Annotated in this window: 10 protein-coding genes; 7 read left to right on the top strand and 3 right to left on the bottom strand. The window is 59.3% G+C overall.

What is annotated here, in order from left to right:
• Together polA and P9L99_12145 are read left to right on the top strand one after the other, a co-directional pair.
• Complete coding sequence (gene polA / locus P9L99_12140; GenBank protein ID MDP8224102.1) at positions 1-2682, top strand: DNA polymerase I; 2682 nt, start codon at positions 1-3, stop codon at positions 2680-2682.
• Positions 2683-3591, top strand: coding sequence for a thermonuclease family protein (locus P9L99_12145; protein MDP8224103.1), 909 nt, complete (start codon positions 2683-2685; stop codon positions 3589-3591).
• A gap of 22 nt (positions 3592-3613) precedes the next feature.
• Here P9L99_12145 and P9L99_12150 read toward each other — a convergent pair whose 3' ends face one another.
• Positions 3614-4186 carry a putative toxin-antitoxin system toxin component, PIN family gene (locus P9L99_12150; GenBank protein MDP8224104.1) on the bottom strand — a complete coding sequence of 191 codons (573 nt, stop codon included), beginning with the start codon at positions 4184-4186 and terminating at the stop codon, positions 3614-3616.
• A 157-nt stretch (positions 4187-4343) separates the two neighbouring features.
• On the opposite strand from P9L99_12150, the gene P9L99_12155 reads away from it, so the two are divergent.
• On the top strand, positions 4344-4970 hold the full coding sequence (locus tag P9L99_12155) for a hypothetical protein (protein ID MDP8224105.1): 627 nt from the start codon (positions 4344-4346) through the stop codon (positions 4968-4970).
• Positions 4971-5264: 294 nt separating this feature from the next.
• A complete protein-coding gene (locus P9L99_12160; protein MDP8224106.1) occupies positions 5265-7052 on the top strand; it encodes a hypothetical protein in 1788 nt (595 codons plus the stop codon).
• Between the two features lie 110 nt (positions 7053-7162).
• Here the strand turns inward: P9L99_12160 and P9L99_12165 are convergent, their stop codons facing one another.
• A complete protein-coding gene (locus tag P9L99_12165) occupies positions 7163-7858 on the bottom strand; it encodes a hypothetical protein (GenBank protein MDP8224107.1) in 696 nt (231 codons plus the stop codon).
• An 839-nt stretch (positions 7859-8697) separates the two neighbouring features.
• Between P9L99_12165 and P9L99_12170 the strand changes: the two genes are divergently transcribed.
• Positions 8698-10407: a S8 family serine peptidase gene (locus P9L99_12170; protein ID MDP8224108.1), complete on the top strand. Its 1710-nt coding sequence runs from the start codon at positions 8698-8700 to the stop codon at positions 10405-10407.
• On the opposite strand, the gene P9L99_12175 is transcribed toward P9L99_12170, so the two are convergent.
• A complete protein-coding gene (locus P9L99_12175) occupies positions 10355-11119 on the bottom strand; it encodes a glycosyltransferase family 2 protein (protein MDP8224109.1) in 765 nt (254 codons plus the stop codon). The two genes, P9L99_12170 and P9L99_12175, sit on opposite strands and share 53 nt — an antisense overlap.
• Before the next feature lie 269 nt (positions 11120-11388).
• Between P9L99_12175 and pilB the strand changes: the two genes are divergently transcribed.
• Complete coding sequence (pilB, locus tag P9L99_12180; protein ID MDP8224110.1) at positions 11389-13119, top strand: type IV-A pilus assembly ATPase PilB; 1731 nt, start codon at positions 11389-11391, stop codon at positions 13117-13119.
• Between the two features lie 128 nt (positions 13120-13247).
• Complete coding sequence (locus P9L99_12185) at positions 13248-14327, top strand: type IV pilus twitching motility protein PilT (protein MDP8224111.1); 1080 nt, start codon at positions 13248-13250, stop codon at positions 14325-14327.
• Positions 14328-14357: the final 30 nt, after the last annotated feature.

A 14357-nucleotide genomic window follows, 5' to 3' on the forward strand; every position in this document is an offset into this window, starting at 1 on the left:
ATGGCTGAACCCCGAAAACGACTACTCCTGATTGACGGGAGCGGCTACATCTTCCGCGCTTTCTTCGCGATTCCCACGCTGTCCAATTCCCAAGACCTGCCGACCAACGCGGTCTACGGCGTGGCCACAATGCTCGATAAGACCCTGCGCGACCTGCAACCCGACAGCGTGGCGGTGTGCTTCGACACCAAGGAAAAAACCTTCCGCCACGAACGCTATCCCGAATACAAGGCCAACCGCCCGGAACCGCCCGAGGAGCTGGTGCCGCAGTTCCCGCTGATTCACGAACTGGTCGAATTACGCGGCCTGCCCTGCCTGGCCGTGCCGGGCTACGAGGCCGACGACGTCATCGGCACGCTGGCCCGCCAAGGCGCCGCACACGGTTTCGAAGTTGTGCTCGTCTCCGGCGACAAGGATTTGATGCAACTGGTTGGCGAGAACGTGACGATGTACGACCCGATGAAAGACATCTGGTACGACCACGACGGCGTCGTCGAGCGCTTCGGCGTCGAACCCGGCCGCGTGATCGAAGTGCTCGGCTTGGCGGGCGACTCGTCGGACAACATCCCCGGCGTGCCGGGCGTGGGCCCCAAGACGGCGCTGAAACTCTTGAAGGAATACGGCGACATCGCCGGAGTGCTGGCCCGCGCGGAGGAAATCAAAGGTAAGCTCGGCGAGCGCTTGCGGGAAAACGCCGGCCAAGCCGAATTGTCACGCGAGTTGGCGACGATTCACACCGAGGTGCCGCTGGATATCGGCGTCGCCGAGTTGCAGCCGCGTCCGCCGGATTTGGAGAAGTTGCGCGAGTTCTATACGCGGCTGGAATTCCGCAAGCTGCTTGACGAATTGTCCGGCCCCGCCACGAACCTCAGTCGGGATCATTACGAAACGGTGCTCACCGGCGAGGCGCTCGCGGCGATGTGCGAAACGCTTCGGCGCGCCGGCGGCTTCGCCTTCGACACCGAAACGACCTCGCAATTTCCCATGCGGGCCGAACTGGTCGGCCTGAGTTTCTGCGCCGACGACGAGGTCGCCTACTACGTGCCGGTGGCGCACAGCTACTTGGGCGTTCCCAAACAATTGCCGGTCGACGAAGTGCTGGCCGCGGTCGGGCCGCTGCTTTCTGACCCGGATCTGCCGAAGTGGGCGCAGAACGCCAAGTACGACATCATTGTGCTCGCGCGAGCGGGCGTGACGGTGCGCGGCCTGGCCGGGGACACGATGATCGCCGACTACCTGCTGGCCGCCGGGCGCGGCGGGCACGGTCTGGACGCCATGGCCTTGCGGTACTTGGGTCACACGACGATCAAATTTGATGAAGTCACCGGCAAGGGCAAAAGCCGGAAGCTGTTTAGCGAAGTGGATACCGAAACCGCGACGCAATACGCGGCGGAAGACGCGCACGTCACATGGCTTCTAAAAAAGCATTTGGAAACCGAGATGCAGGCCGACCCCGCCACCGTGGCGCTGTACCGCGACCTCGAGATCATGTTGATCGACGTGTTGGTCGCCATGGAGCGGCGCGGCGTGGCCATCGACTCGGCGTTTTTCAAACAGCTATCGACCGAGATGGACAAACGCATCCAAGCGGTCACCGCGAAAATTCACGAAGCCGCCGGCACGACCTTCAACCTCAACAGCCCGTCGCAGATCGCCGAAGTGCTTTTCGAGCGGCTCGGCATCAAACCGCTCCGCAAAACCAAGAAAGGATTCAGCACCGACGCCGCCGTCCTGGAAACCTTGGCCGAACAGGGTCACGAAGTGCCGCGGCTGATGTTGGAATACCGCAGCCTCGCCAAGCTCAAGGGCACGTACGTGGACGCCCTGCCCCGGCTCGTTCACCCGGTGACCGGCCGCATCCACACCAGTTTCAACCAGACGATCGCGGCGACCGGCCGCCTGTCCTCGAGCAACCCGAATTTGCAGAACATCCCGATTCGCACCGAAGAAGGACGCCGCATCCGCGAGGGTTTCATCCCCGCGCCGGGCAAGGTGCTGCTGGCCGCTGACTACAGCCAAGTCGAACTGCGCTTGGCCGCGCATTTGTCCGGCGACGAAACGATGATTGCCGCTTTCCATTCCGGCGAAGACATCCACCGGCGCACGGCGGCCGAGATTCTGGGCGTCATGCCGGGTTTGGTTTCTCCGCAGGAACGCGCCATGGCCAAGACGGTCAATTTCGGCGTGCTCTACGGCATGAGCGCCTTTCGCTTGGCTCACGATTTGGCCATCAGCACAAAAAAAGCCAAGGCGTTCATCGACAACTACTTCGCCCGTTATCCGAAGCTGCGCGCCTACCTCGACGGCGTGATCGCCGAGGCCCGCGAACGCGGCTTCGTGCAGACGATACTGGGGCGCAAGCGGCCGCTGCCCAACATCAACAGCCACGACCGCCAGGCGCAGGCCGGGGCCGAACGCGCCGCGATCAACACGCCGGTGCAGGGTTCGGCGGCGGATCTGATCAAGCTGGCGATGCTGGCGTTGCACCGCCGCATTGAGCGTGAGGAGTTGCCGCTGGCGATGATCCTGCAGGTTCACGACGAACTCGTTTTCGAGGTGGAGGAAGACGCCGTCGATAAGTACGCGGCGATCGTCAAAGCCGAAATGGAAGGCGTGATGGAACTCAGCGTGCCCTTGGTCGTGGACATCGGCACGGGGCGAAACTGGGGCGAGGCGCATTAGATGAGGCGCAAGCCGATCGGATTGCCGTTTTTTCGTTTCGCCGCGCTGATCCTGGCCCTCGCGGCCGTGCTGTCGGTGATGTTCTACCTGCGCCAAACCATCAGCCCAAAACCAAAAACCGACACGCCCGCACCGCCCGTCCAGACTCCGGCCCCTACGCCGGAAGCCGCCGCCCCTGCCCCCGCCGCGTTCCCCGAGCCCGCCGACACCACGCCGGATGAATTCGTCCAGCGCATGAAGAACACCGTCACCTTCGTCTATGACGGCGACACCATCATGACGGCCGACGGGCGCCGCATCCGGTATGTCGGCGTGGATACGCCCGAGCGCCACGAGCCTTTCTTTGACGAAGCCACCGCCTTGAACAAGAAGCTCGTCGAGATGCGGCCGGTGACATTGACGGAATGCAAAAAGAAACCAATCGATAAGTACGGCCGCACGCTGGCAACGGTCTCCCGGGAAGGCGCCGACGTTGCCGAGGCGCTGCTCACCGCCGGGCTGGCCGAACCCTTTCACGATCGCGAGTGCATCGCCGATTGCCGGCCCTACTGGAAATGGATGCTGACCGGCTACCAGCAGCGACGCGGCTTGTTCCGGCAGCGCCCGCCCGAGCCGGTGCCCGCGGTCGTGGCCGACCGGTTGTTCGACCGCTACGGCCTGGTGGTCGGTGTGGTGGACAACGTGCGCGAATCGACGAAGGCCTACCATTTGAATTTCGGCAAGGATTGGACGACGGATTTTTCGGTGACGATCAGCAAGAAAGACATCGAGCCGTTTTTGCGCGACAAGCTGCTGCCGCATTCGTTCGTCGGCCTGGAGCTGACGGTCTTCGGCAAGGTTGTTTCGTCCCGCGGCCCGCGCATCTTCGCCGTCTGCCCCGCCCAAATCGTCACCGTGAACGCGCCGTAGGCGAACCGCGAGCCAAACCGAATTAGCGCTGAGGAAACTCTTCCGCGAAGCGGTGCGACCCCAACACCTTCACGCCCTTGTAGCTGCCGACACGGCGCAGGTGTTTGTCGTTGGAGACGATGTAGCGCGCGTTGCCCACGACGGCGGCGGCAAAGAATTTATCGTCGCTGGGGTCTTCGCACACCGGATACGGCAGCGTGGAGTTGCGCACCACGCGGGCGTCTTCCGCCAGCGCCCTCAAGACGCGTTCGGCCCGCTCGCGGCCGCCGGGTATGGTGCGAATGCCGCCGTGCCTCCGGAAGACCAGTCGCGCTTCATGGATCGTTTCCGGGGAGGCCACCACGTTGAGCGCGCCGGCCAGGAATGCGTCGACGATTTTCGCCGAGGCCGAGTCGGGGCCCATGATGCCGCCGACCAGGATGTTCGTGTCCAGCACAATGCGCGGCGGGGGCGGCGGCGCGGTAAAGGGTCGCATGAGCCAGCGCCACAGCGTGGAAAGGAAACGACGCCACCATGCCGGCCGGCGCGGTCGTGCGGCCTGCCGCTCCCAGTAGCGTTTCTTGGGGGTTTTGTTTTTCGCGCGGCGTCGGGCCATGTTCGGCTGGTCTCCTGTTGGTTGAGGTAACGCGCCCGGGCGGCGTGTTCTCCACGTTATAAGCGAAGCGCGGTCGAACTCTCAATAGGTATTCGCTTGACGCGCCCGGCGGCAACTTCCTACATTCAGGGTGTCGAGTCGTGGCGAAAGGAGACCCATGAAATACTTCCCCGCGAAGTCAGCCGGTTGCCGAACCTGCTTGCCCGGATTGGCTATCGTGCTGATCGGCGTCTTCTTTGTCACCGGATGCAGCGATACGCTGAATCAGTACATGCCGCTGGACGTCACCAATTACTGGATCTACGACGTGCAGGCCGCCGGCGGCGGTAAGCGCAAAGTCATGGAGCAGGTGATCAAGCGCGGCGGCGACAAATACACGCTCAACAACGGCGAGGTGCTTCTCTACCTGCCCAACCAGGCGATCATGAACAAGCAGGGCGTGACGATTCTGGATAAGAACCTGCGGCTGCACCACACGTGGGTCGATAGCGAAATGCTCTTTGAGGTCACGCGCAAGAATTTCGAGGTCACCGTGCCCGCGGGCACCTATCGCGAAACGCTGGAAGTGACGTGGACAACGAAATACCCCGGGGACGTTGCGATCACGCCCAACGTGGCCCCGATCTTGGATCCCGGCTCGAACCCGCGGGTGTTCATCTACACGACGATATACGCCAGGCACGTGGGCAAGGTGCGCGAACAGTACGTGACGATTCAACCCGACGGCACAAAGACAGTTGAATTTATTGCCGAACTCATGGAGTACAAACTGCGTCCGCGCTGATTTTTCGCAACCGCATTACCTTGTTGATTAGCGGATTTTGCTTGACACATATCGATACGGAATCTATTCTGCCAATCGAGTGGGGGCGCTTTTTAGCGCTCCTGTGTTTTATCGGCCCCGTGTTGAACGGGTGAGACAACGAATCTACCGGGGCCCTTAGCGTGAGGTTGTGGCACTGAACCTTCCCGCTTACCATTCCGGCAACCGTGCCTCGTGCCCGCAACGGGCATGCGGTGATCGAAGTGTAAATCCATTCGATTTTCCAACCAACAACTGCAAACAAGGGAGATAGAAATGAAGAGCAGATGGCTGTTTATTGTCGGCCTCATTTTGCTGCTTTCCGTAAGCGTAATCGCCTGCGGCGGCGGCGATGACGACGACGATGTCACAAGCGGCGATGATGACGACACGCCGCCGATTGGCGATGATGACGATGACGATGACGATAACGATACCGCCGGTGACGACGATGACGATACGACCGACGACGACACTACCGACGACGACACCGCCGATGACGATGTCGTCTTCACACCGGTCTACGACGAACTGCGCTGCACGCTTCCCGACCCGGAAAGCTTGGGCGGTGATACCGTAGGCGGCGGCGCGGCCACCGGCAACATCACGGTGTACGTATATGATGACGCTACCTGCGATCCAGTCGTTGGCGCCGACGTCAACGGCGTGGCTACCGATGTCGACGGCTTGGCCAGCGTACCGGCTGCGACCAAGGGTGAAACGCTCGTCGTGGCGACCGCGGCCGATCACTGGAGCTGGGCGTATCAAGCCGATGCGGCGGTGATGTATTTCCGCCTCCGCGGCGACAACACCTTCTCCTACGGCGATTCGGCCGTCGGCGAGTTCATCGACGGCACAGCGCTGGCGCTGGACAACCCGCAGCAAACCTTCACGATCCTTAGTCTCGGCCAGCTTCTCGCGGCCGAGATTTTCATCGGCGGCGCGGTGCCGGGCCTGGCTCGCAGCACGATCCTGTCGCTGGATGACGCCGGATTGGTGGCCGAGGGCCTGTTCGACATCAACTACGATTTCGACGGCGATGCCGGAACAATTGCTTTGCCGACGAACATTTACTTCCCGGAAATGGATCTCGGCCTGAACTTGATCGGCCTGCTGGAAGCTTCCGCGGACGGCGTGAACGAAGCGTTCAACGTGCCGGTGGAAGACTCGGCGACCGAAATGGCGCTGGAAGGTTTCGTGGCCAGCCTGACCATCGGTGAAGCCATCAGCACGGACGCGCTGCTGGCTCTGATTCCGGTGCTGATCGGCGGCGGCGACATCATCGAAGTGGTGCTCGGCTTGATCGAGCCGATCATCAACGACGCGTTGGCCTTCGAGTATCAGGGCGTGCTGCCCGACTGGGATACGACCGGCGCACCGGATATCGACGTGGTTTCGATCGACGAAACGACCCTTGATGTCACGACCCCGGGTTTCGCGGGCTACGACTACCTGAACGTTCTGCTCGGCGAAGTCGGCAATCGCGCTCTGTGGCCGATGGGCTTAAAAATCGGTGACGACACGACCTTCGACGCGGCCGCAGTAGACGATGGTGACTACATGCTTCTGAGTGGCCAGACCAACCTGCTGGCCATTATCGACGGTTCGACCATCGACGCGCTCGAGTTGACCTTCGCGGCTTCCTACGCCGACGAACTGGGTGACTGGGGCGGCGTGGTCGACTTCTTGGCCGAAGATTACCTGCCGGTATTCGACGGCGGTACCACCGAATACACCGCCGGTGGCGTAGTCAATTGGGCGCTGGCTAGCAAAGCCGACGTCGACGCCTATGTCGTCGCAGCCATTCCGGCTGACGGCGAGGCCGGCATCGCGGTTCTGCCCGGCACCGTCAGCAGCTTTGATGCAGCCGGTTACTTCGACTACACGGTCAACGAAGAGGACGACGTGATCGTTGTGATCGCTCTCGACCTTCCGGCAAGCACCGACTTGAACGCGTGGGATCCGACGGCTGTCGCGTATCAGAACGCCAAGTCGCTTAGCCTGTGGACGAATTACCCGATCGACGAGTTGCTCGACGAGTTGCTGAACCCGCCAGCCCTCTAAACTTCGGAACGATTTAACCACCGCCCGGCCCTACGGGGCCGGGTTAGATTCCTGACAAAGTCCTCGCCATTCGGCGGGGGCTTTGTTTTTTGTCCGAAACCTGTTTCAGGCTAATTTCGGGCCGCGCGAAGTTCGACCTTCAAGTCGAGTTCAAGATGCCACGAAGGCGACAGCGAGTGAACTTCAACGTGGTTGCCCCCTTCCTGCAAGGTAGGCAGCGAGGCGGTAGCTCGTCGCATGACGGCCTTGATTCGAAGCGGCGAATCCTGTTCGTTTTCCGCAATCGAGAACTCCGCACTTCTTACGGTTGCGAGCCAGGGATCGAGATGGTGGGGCATGGTGAAGATCGCGGGATCATCCGGCGTCGCAAACTCCGAAGGGCGCCCGTCCATTGCGGCGATTTCGATCCTTCCGCGCACCGGGGCGATTTCTACGGACAATAAGGGAAACGGCGCGTCGATCAAAAGATGATCCTCAAACGAGGCAGTATATTCCAAAATAGACGTCGACCCCGTTTTCGAATCGCCGCCGCCTACTTCGGTTTTCAACCACGAACCGGGTGGAAGTACGACCTTTTCCGCCGGTAGTTTGGCGTAGGTTTTGTCGACGGATGCAAAACGCAACGGCTCGGTCAAGATGACCTTGTTTCGGTAGTACGGGTAGCCAAAGCTGCGGCCCGGTGAACGTGTATAGAGGTTCGGATTACGCCGGAGTGTTTCAATCGACACAATTTCGCGACTTGCCTGGTCAGTGTAGAAGAAACCGCGATCGGCGTCGAAGAAATGCCAAGCGTCTTCCCAAAACACTTCGACGCCCGAGTGCACTTCGCCGAAGTGAACCACTCGCGCTTTGAAACCCGCCGCTTCGGCAAGTTGACCAAGATAGTGGGCCACCTCGCCGCATTGAGCGACCCCGTGATAGTTGAGTCCCGCCAAGACGTCGCTTGATAGAACTCCATTTTGCAAATCTCCGTCACTCACGTGCGCAATCTTTTCGCGCAACCTTTCGAACAAACAAATCATCGTAGCTTCCGGTCCGTTCGCTTTGTCCGGACATACGGAAGTAATTTCGTTCAAGCTCCAGGTGCCCGGCCTGCCACTCACAATCAAACGCGGCGATGCCATGGTTTCGTCAACGCTCGCGCGCATCGTCCAATTGCGCAGGCGGGGAGTCGATCCAGGCGAAAAAACCAAATTCGTGGCGGGGCGATTATTGTTAAGCTGAAACACGTACGTCTCGGTCACCGTTATCGCGCCGGGCGCGAAGCGAAGCCATAGCAAGGTCGTCACAACCGCAAGTAGTGTCGCGGCAACCACGATGAAATATTTTGTAATGGCCGACTTACGGGGCGACTGTTTTTGGCGAACCATCTCGTAATTGAACCCCTCGTAAAACCAGCTAGGAACAATATAAAATCGGAAATCGTCATGTTAGCAATTCGCTCAACATCGTCAACTCTGTTGTCATATTCCTTGTTTATTTTCGGTGTCCAGCTCCCCGACCCGGCCCCTTTGGAGGTCGGGCCTTTTTTTGTGCAATTTTTGCCACGAGCCAGCGACTACATTGATAACAGGACCTTGCTTGATCCTCGGGAGATAGATCGCTATTTTATGGAGCGTCCGAGGAGGTTCGAGAAAGGAAAACGATGAATCGCCGATCTATGATAATTCTTGCCGCGACGTTGGTCGCCGTTTTTGTATCCGCTTCCGCCGCTCCGGCGTGGGACATCACCACCTACCGCGGCGCGGAAGTGGTCGCCGGCGAACTTATCGTCACGGTTTTGCCCGAGGCATCGCGCACCGATCTGTTGGCCGCTATCGACCGACGCGGCTTTCGCGTGGAAACCGTCCGCAATCGATTCGGCCTCACCCTGCGCCCCACCGAGTGGATCGACCGGATCGATGAGGCCGAAGGCGCAGCGCGATACATCGCGGTCGGCTTCGATTCAGCGCGCGATATGGACGAAGTGAAAGACGAAATCGCCGCGCTGCCCGGCGTCGCCGATGTGTCCCCCGACCCTATTCGGCGGCTGTTCTTCGTGCCCAACGACCCTTTTTACGACCAGTATCAGACCTATTTGCCGCAAATTAATGTCGAAAAAGCGTGGGATAGGACGCGCGGCAAGGGCGTGATCGTCGCGGTCATCGATACCGGATACGTGCTCAGCGGCCTGACCGACGGCGCGATCCACGTGATGCAAGGCTACGACTTCGGCGACAACGACGATGACCCGAACGACAGCCAAGGCCACGGCACTCACGTCACGAACACCATCGCCCACCACACCAACAACGGGTACGGCGCGGCGGGCGCGGCGCCGGAAGTGACGATTTTGCCCTGTAAGGTTTTTGCCGACGGAGCTGAGGGCGCCCGCGACAGCGACATCGCCGCAGCCATCGATTGGGCGACGTCTCAGGGCGCGCACGTGATCAATCTCAGCCTGGGCGGCAGCGAGTTCAGCGGCGCGTCCAACGCAGCGACGCGGGACGCGAATGAAGCCGGCGTCGTAGTGTTTGCGGCTTCGGGTAACGACGGTCGTGATCGCATCAGCTACCCGGCGGGATACGAGGCGGTAATCGCCGTGGGCAGCAGCGAAACGCATGCGCTGGATTCTTCGGTTTATCGCAGTTCCTTTTCGAATTACGGCGACGGCCTCGAAATCGTCGCGCCGGGAAATTCCATCATCGCTGAAACGCTAGGTCAGGACGGTATTGGATTCTACCTCGCCGCTGGTACGAGCACGGCCTCGCCCCACGCGGCGGCTGCCGGGGCCCTATTGATTGCGGCGTTGGACAAAGACTATACGCCGGACTTGATTCGTGAAGCCTTGCAGGAAACCGCTCGCGGCGCGGAGGGTTCCTGGGATTACGAGTTGGGTTTCGGCGAGATCAACATCTACGGCGCGATGGAATACCTGACCGGTCCCAACCCGAACCAACCGCCCCAAGCGGGTATCCTCACCGATGTGCTGGAAGGTCCGGCACCTCTGACGGTGCAGTTCACCGCGGCGGCCTCGGACCCGGATCACGATCCGCTGTCGATTCTGTGGTCGTTCTCTTCGGGCGAGGTGTTCCACACGGCATTTTTCAGCCATACGTTCGAGGAACCGGGTACATACGACGTGATGCTGTCGGTATCCGATCCGGACAGCGCGGGCGATTCGGCGGTTATTTCCATTGAAGTGCAGCCGGCGGCGAAGGACAGCGCGGATGAGGACGACAAGGGCGGCGCGTGCGGCGCGACCGGCGGCGGTTTCGGCGCGTGGCTCGCGGTTCTTTTATCGCTTCTGTTTTACCGGTTTCTCACGCGTCGGGGTCGGTTGTCTGTTGCGGTAGGAACAAGGGAACTTTCCTAAGCCCGACGCGGTGCAGCCAGAATTGCAAAATCACTTTAAGGTTTTCGAGCCCGTACTCCGCCGATCGTTTGAAGTTGATGCTTGACGCCTCGGCCATGTAACGAACCGGTACGGGAATTTCCGCGATTTTGAAGCCAAAAAAGATGGCCTGCGCCAGGAACTGCGCGTCAAAGGCGAAATCGTCGCTGTTTTGCCGCCAGGGGATGGTCTCGAGCACGCGGCGGCTGTAAGCGCGGTAGCCGGTGTGGTATTCGGACAGGTTTTGGCCCAACAGAATGTTTTCGGTGATCGTCAGTAGGCGGTTGGCCAGGTACTTGTAGACCGGCATGCCGCCGGCGAGTGCCTCGGCCCGCGTGCGGATGCGGCTGCCCAGCATAATATCGAAATAGCCGTTCTTGATAAAATCGACCATGTGTCCTGCCAGCCGGCTGTCATACTGGTAATCGGGATGGATCATGATGACCACATCGGCGCCACGCTCCAGCGCTTCGGCATAGCAGGTTTTTTGGTTGCCGCCGTAGCCCAGGTTGCTCTCATGTTCGATCACGGTCAGGCCCAGTTCGCGGGCAATAGCCACCGTGCGATCGCGGCTGCAATCATCGACGAGAATGATTTCGTCGGCGACGCCGTCGGGGATGTCGGCGACGGTCTTTTCCACTGTAGTTTCGGCGTTGTAGGCCGGCATGACGACAATCACTTTGTGTTTATGCATTACCTTGTTCCCATTGGTGGAAATCAATAGTACAATAGCACAAATCTGATCCGGAAGTAGCGTCGAGATTTGTGGTTTCGACGTCTTGCTTGGAAGATTTGTAGACGTGTGTTTGGACGCGCACGGTATTTGTAGGGGGGTGCAACTCGGGTGCATCAGCCGTAATCTGCTGTGACTTGACAGAAAAGTCCGGGGATTGGTAGGTTCGTGCGACATTTAGCGCTCTCGGGTTGGGGGAGAAAAAACAAAAATTTCCGGAGGTTCGTTGTATGAGCCAGGACACGAAGAACAGCGGCGGCGGCGAAGATAAATTAGGCGAAATCCTTGTTCGCGAGGATTTGATCAGCCCCGAACAACTTGAAACCGCGCTGGCTGAACAGAAAGTTTCCGGTGGGCGCCTGAGTTACCACCTGTCCCGCCTGGGCTATCTGGAAGAGAGTGAACTCGCCGACATCTTATCGCGACAGTACAACGTGCCGTCGATCAACCTCTCCGAGTTCGAGATCGATCCGGAAGTTATCAAGCTGATCAGTCGCGACATCGTCGAGAAATATAAGGTCATCCCGATCAGCAAGGCAGACAACTCCCTGATCGTGGCCATGGCCGACCCCTCCAATATCATCGCTATCGACGATATTAAATTCCTCACGGGCTACAACATCGAAGCGGTCGTCGCGACCGAAGATTCGATCATGGCGGCCATCGACAAGTACTACGACATCGACACGACCGAAGATTTCGACAAGGTGATGGAAGAGTTCGAGGACGAAGATCTCGAATTGATCTCGACCGAAGAAGACGTCAATTTCAAGGAACTGGAAAAAGCCGCCGAGGACGCGCCGGTCGTCAAGCTCGTCAACCTGATTCTTTCCGACGCCATCAAGAAAGGCGCCTCGGACATTCACGTCGAGCCGTACGAGAAAAGTTTCCGCGTGCGCTACCGCATTGACGGCGTCCTGCACAAGGTCATGGATCCGCCTCGCAAGCTGCAAAACGCGATCATTTCGCGCTTGAAAATTATGTCGGAACTCGACATCGCCGAACGGCGCCTGCCCCAGGATGGCCGCATCCGGTTGAAGACGGCCAAGGGCAAAGAGATGGACTTCCGTGTCTCGACCGTGCCGACGATTTTCGGTGAGAAGATCGTCCTTCGGCTCCTGGATAAGGACAGCCTGCAGCTTGACATGACCAAGCTGGGCTTCGAGGAAGGCCCGCTCAAGTGGTTCAAGGAAGCAATTCACAAACCCTTCGGCATGGTGCTGGTCACCGGCCCGACCGGTTCAGGTAAAACGACGACGCTGTACTCGGCGCTCACCGAACTGAACACGGTGCACGACAATATCAGCACCGCGGAAGACCCGGTCGAATACACCCTACGCGGTGTCAACCAGATCCAGATGCACGATTCGATCGGCTTGAACTTCGCTGCCGCGCTGCGTTCGTTCTTGCGGCAGGACCCGGACATCATCATGGTCGGCGAGATTCGTGACTACGAGACCGCGGAAATCGCGGTCAAAGCGGCGCTCACCGGTCACATGGTGTTGTCGACGCTGCACACCAATGACGCCCCGTCGTCCGTCAACCGCCTGTTGAACATGGGTATCGAGCCCTTCCTGGTCACGGCGTCGATAGTGTTGATTCAAGCCCAGCGCTTGGTTCGGAAGATTTGCGAAACCTGCAAAGAGCCCGTGGAAATCAGCCCGCAAGTGTTCAAGGACATCCAAGTATCCGACGAGCAGGCCCACTCGATGAGCGCGCACAAGGGCGCCGGTTGCATGAAGTGTTCAAAAACCGGTTACCGCGGCCGCATCGCGTTGTTTGAAGTTTTGCCCGTGTGGGAAGAGATCAAGGAATTCGTCCTCAACGGCGCTTCGACTTCGGAAATCAAACGCGAGGCGATTCGCCTGGGAATGAAGACGATGCGCCAAGCGGGCATCACCAAAATCGACGAAGGCATCACGACCGTCGAAGAAGTGGTTCGCGTCACCGCGACGGATTAAGCGTCGCGACTTGCAGGGTAATGGCGATTCACCCGCTCCCTTGAGGGGAACGGCTAAGAATTCAACCATATTGGCGGAAAGCGGACTCGTATTGAGTCATCAACGTCTTTCCTGCGGAGAATCCTGAAGTGGTCGATCTACACCAACTCCTCAAATTGATGATCGAAAAAAACGCCAGTGACCTCCACATCACCACAGGCACACCCCCGCAATTGCGGATTGACGGTCGTTTGACGCCGGTCAACATGCCGCAATTGACCGCGTCGGACACCAAACGACTATGTTATTCGGTGCTCACGGAAAACCAGCGCCGAATCTTCGAGGAAGACAGCGAGTTAGACTTGTCTTTCGGCGTCAAGGGCCTATCTCGATTTCGCGCCAACGTGTACAAGCAGCGCGGCGCGGTGGCCGGGGCGTTTCGGGTCATTCCCTTCAAAACCTTCAGTTTTCAGGAATTGGGTTTACCGCCGATTATCGGGGATTTAGTCAACCGTCCGGCGGGGCTGATTCTGGTTACGGGAACGACCGGCTCGGGTAAGTCGACGACGCTCACCAGCATCATCGACAAGATCAACATGACGCGCAATCAGCACATCATGACCATCGAGGACCCGGTCGAGTACCTGCACGCCCACAAAGGGTGCATCGTCAACCAGCGCGAAGTGCATTCGGATACGCACAGTTTCGTGCGGGCGCTTAAATACGTGCTGCGGCAGGACCCCGACATCGTGCTGATCGGCGAGATGCGTGACGTGGAGACCATCGAATCCGCGTTGAATATTGCCGAAACAGGCCACTTGACCTTTGCCACGCTGCACACCTCCAGCGCCGTACACACCATCAACCGCATTATCGATGTGTTTCCGCCGCACCAGCAGCCGCAGGTTCGCGCCCAGCTTTCCATGGTTCTAGAAGCCGTGTTGTGCCAGCAACTGTTGCCGCGGGCCAGCGGCGTCGGCCGCGTTCTATCGCTGGAAATCATGGTGCCCAATGCCGCGATTCGCAATTTGATTCGTGAAGACAAGGTTCACCAGATCTACAGCCAGATGCAGGTTGGCCAATCGACGCACGGAATGTTGACGATGAACCAATCTCTGGTTGCCCTGTACCGCAAGGGAATCGTTTCCCTCAAGGAAGCCCAGATGCGCGCTGTCGACCTGGACGAATTTACGAACCTTTTGGAAGGAAACGCGCCCAAACGGAAATAAGTGTGCTAAAATCGCTCGTGAATCACCCTG

This window comes from Candidatus Lernaella stagnicola (assembly GCA_030765525.1).
GTDB classification, from domain to species: Bacteria; Lernaellota; Lernaellaia; order Lernaellales; family Lernaellaceae; genus Lernaella; species Lernaella stagnicola.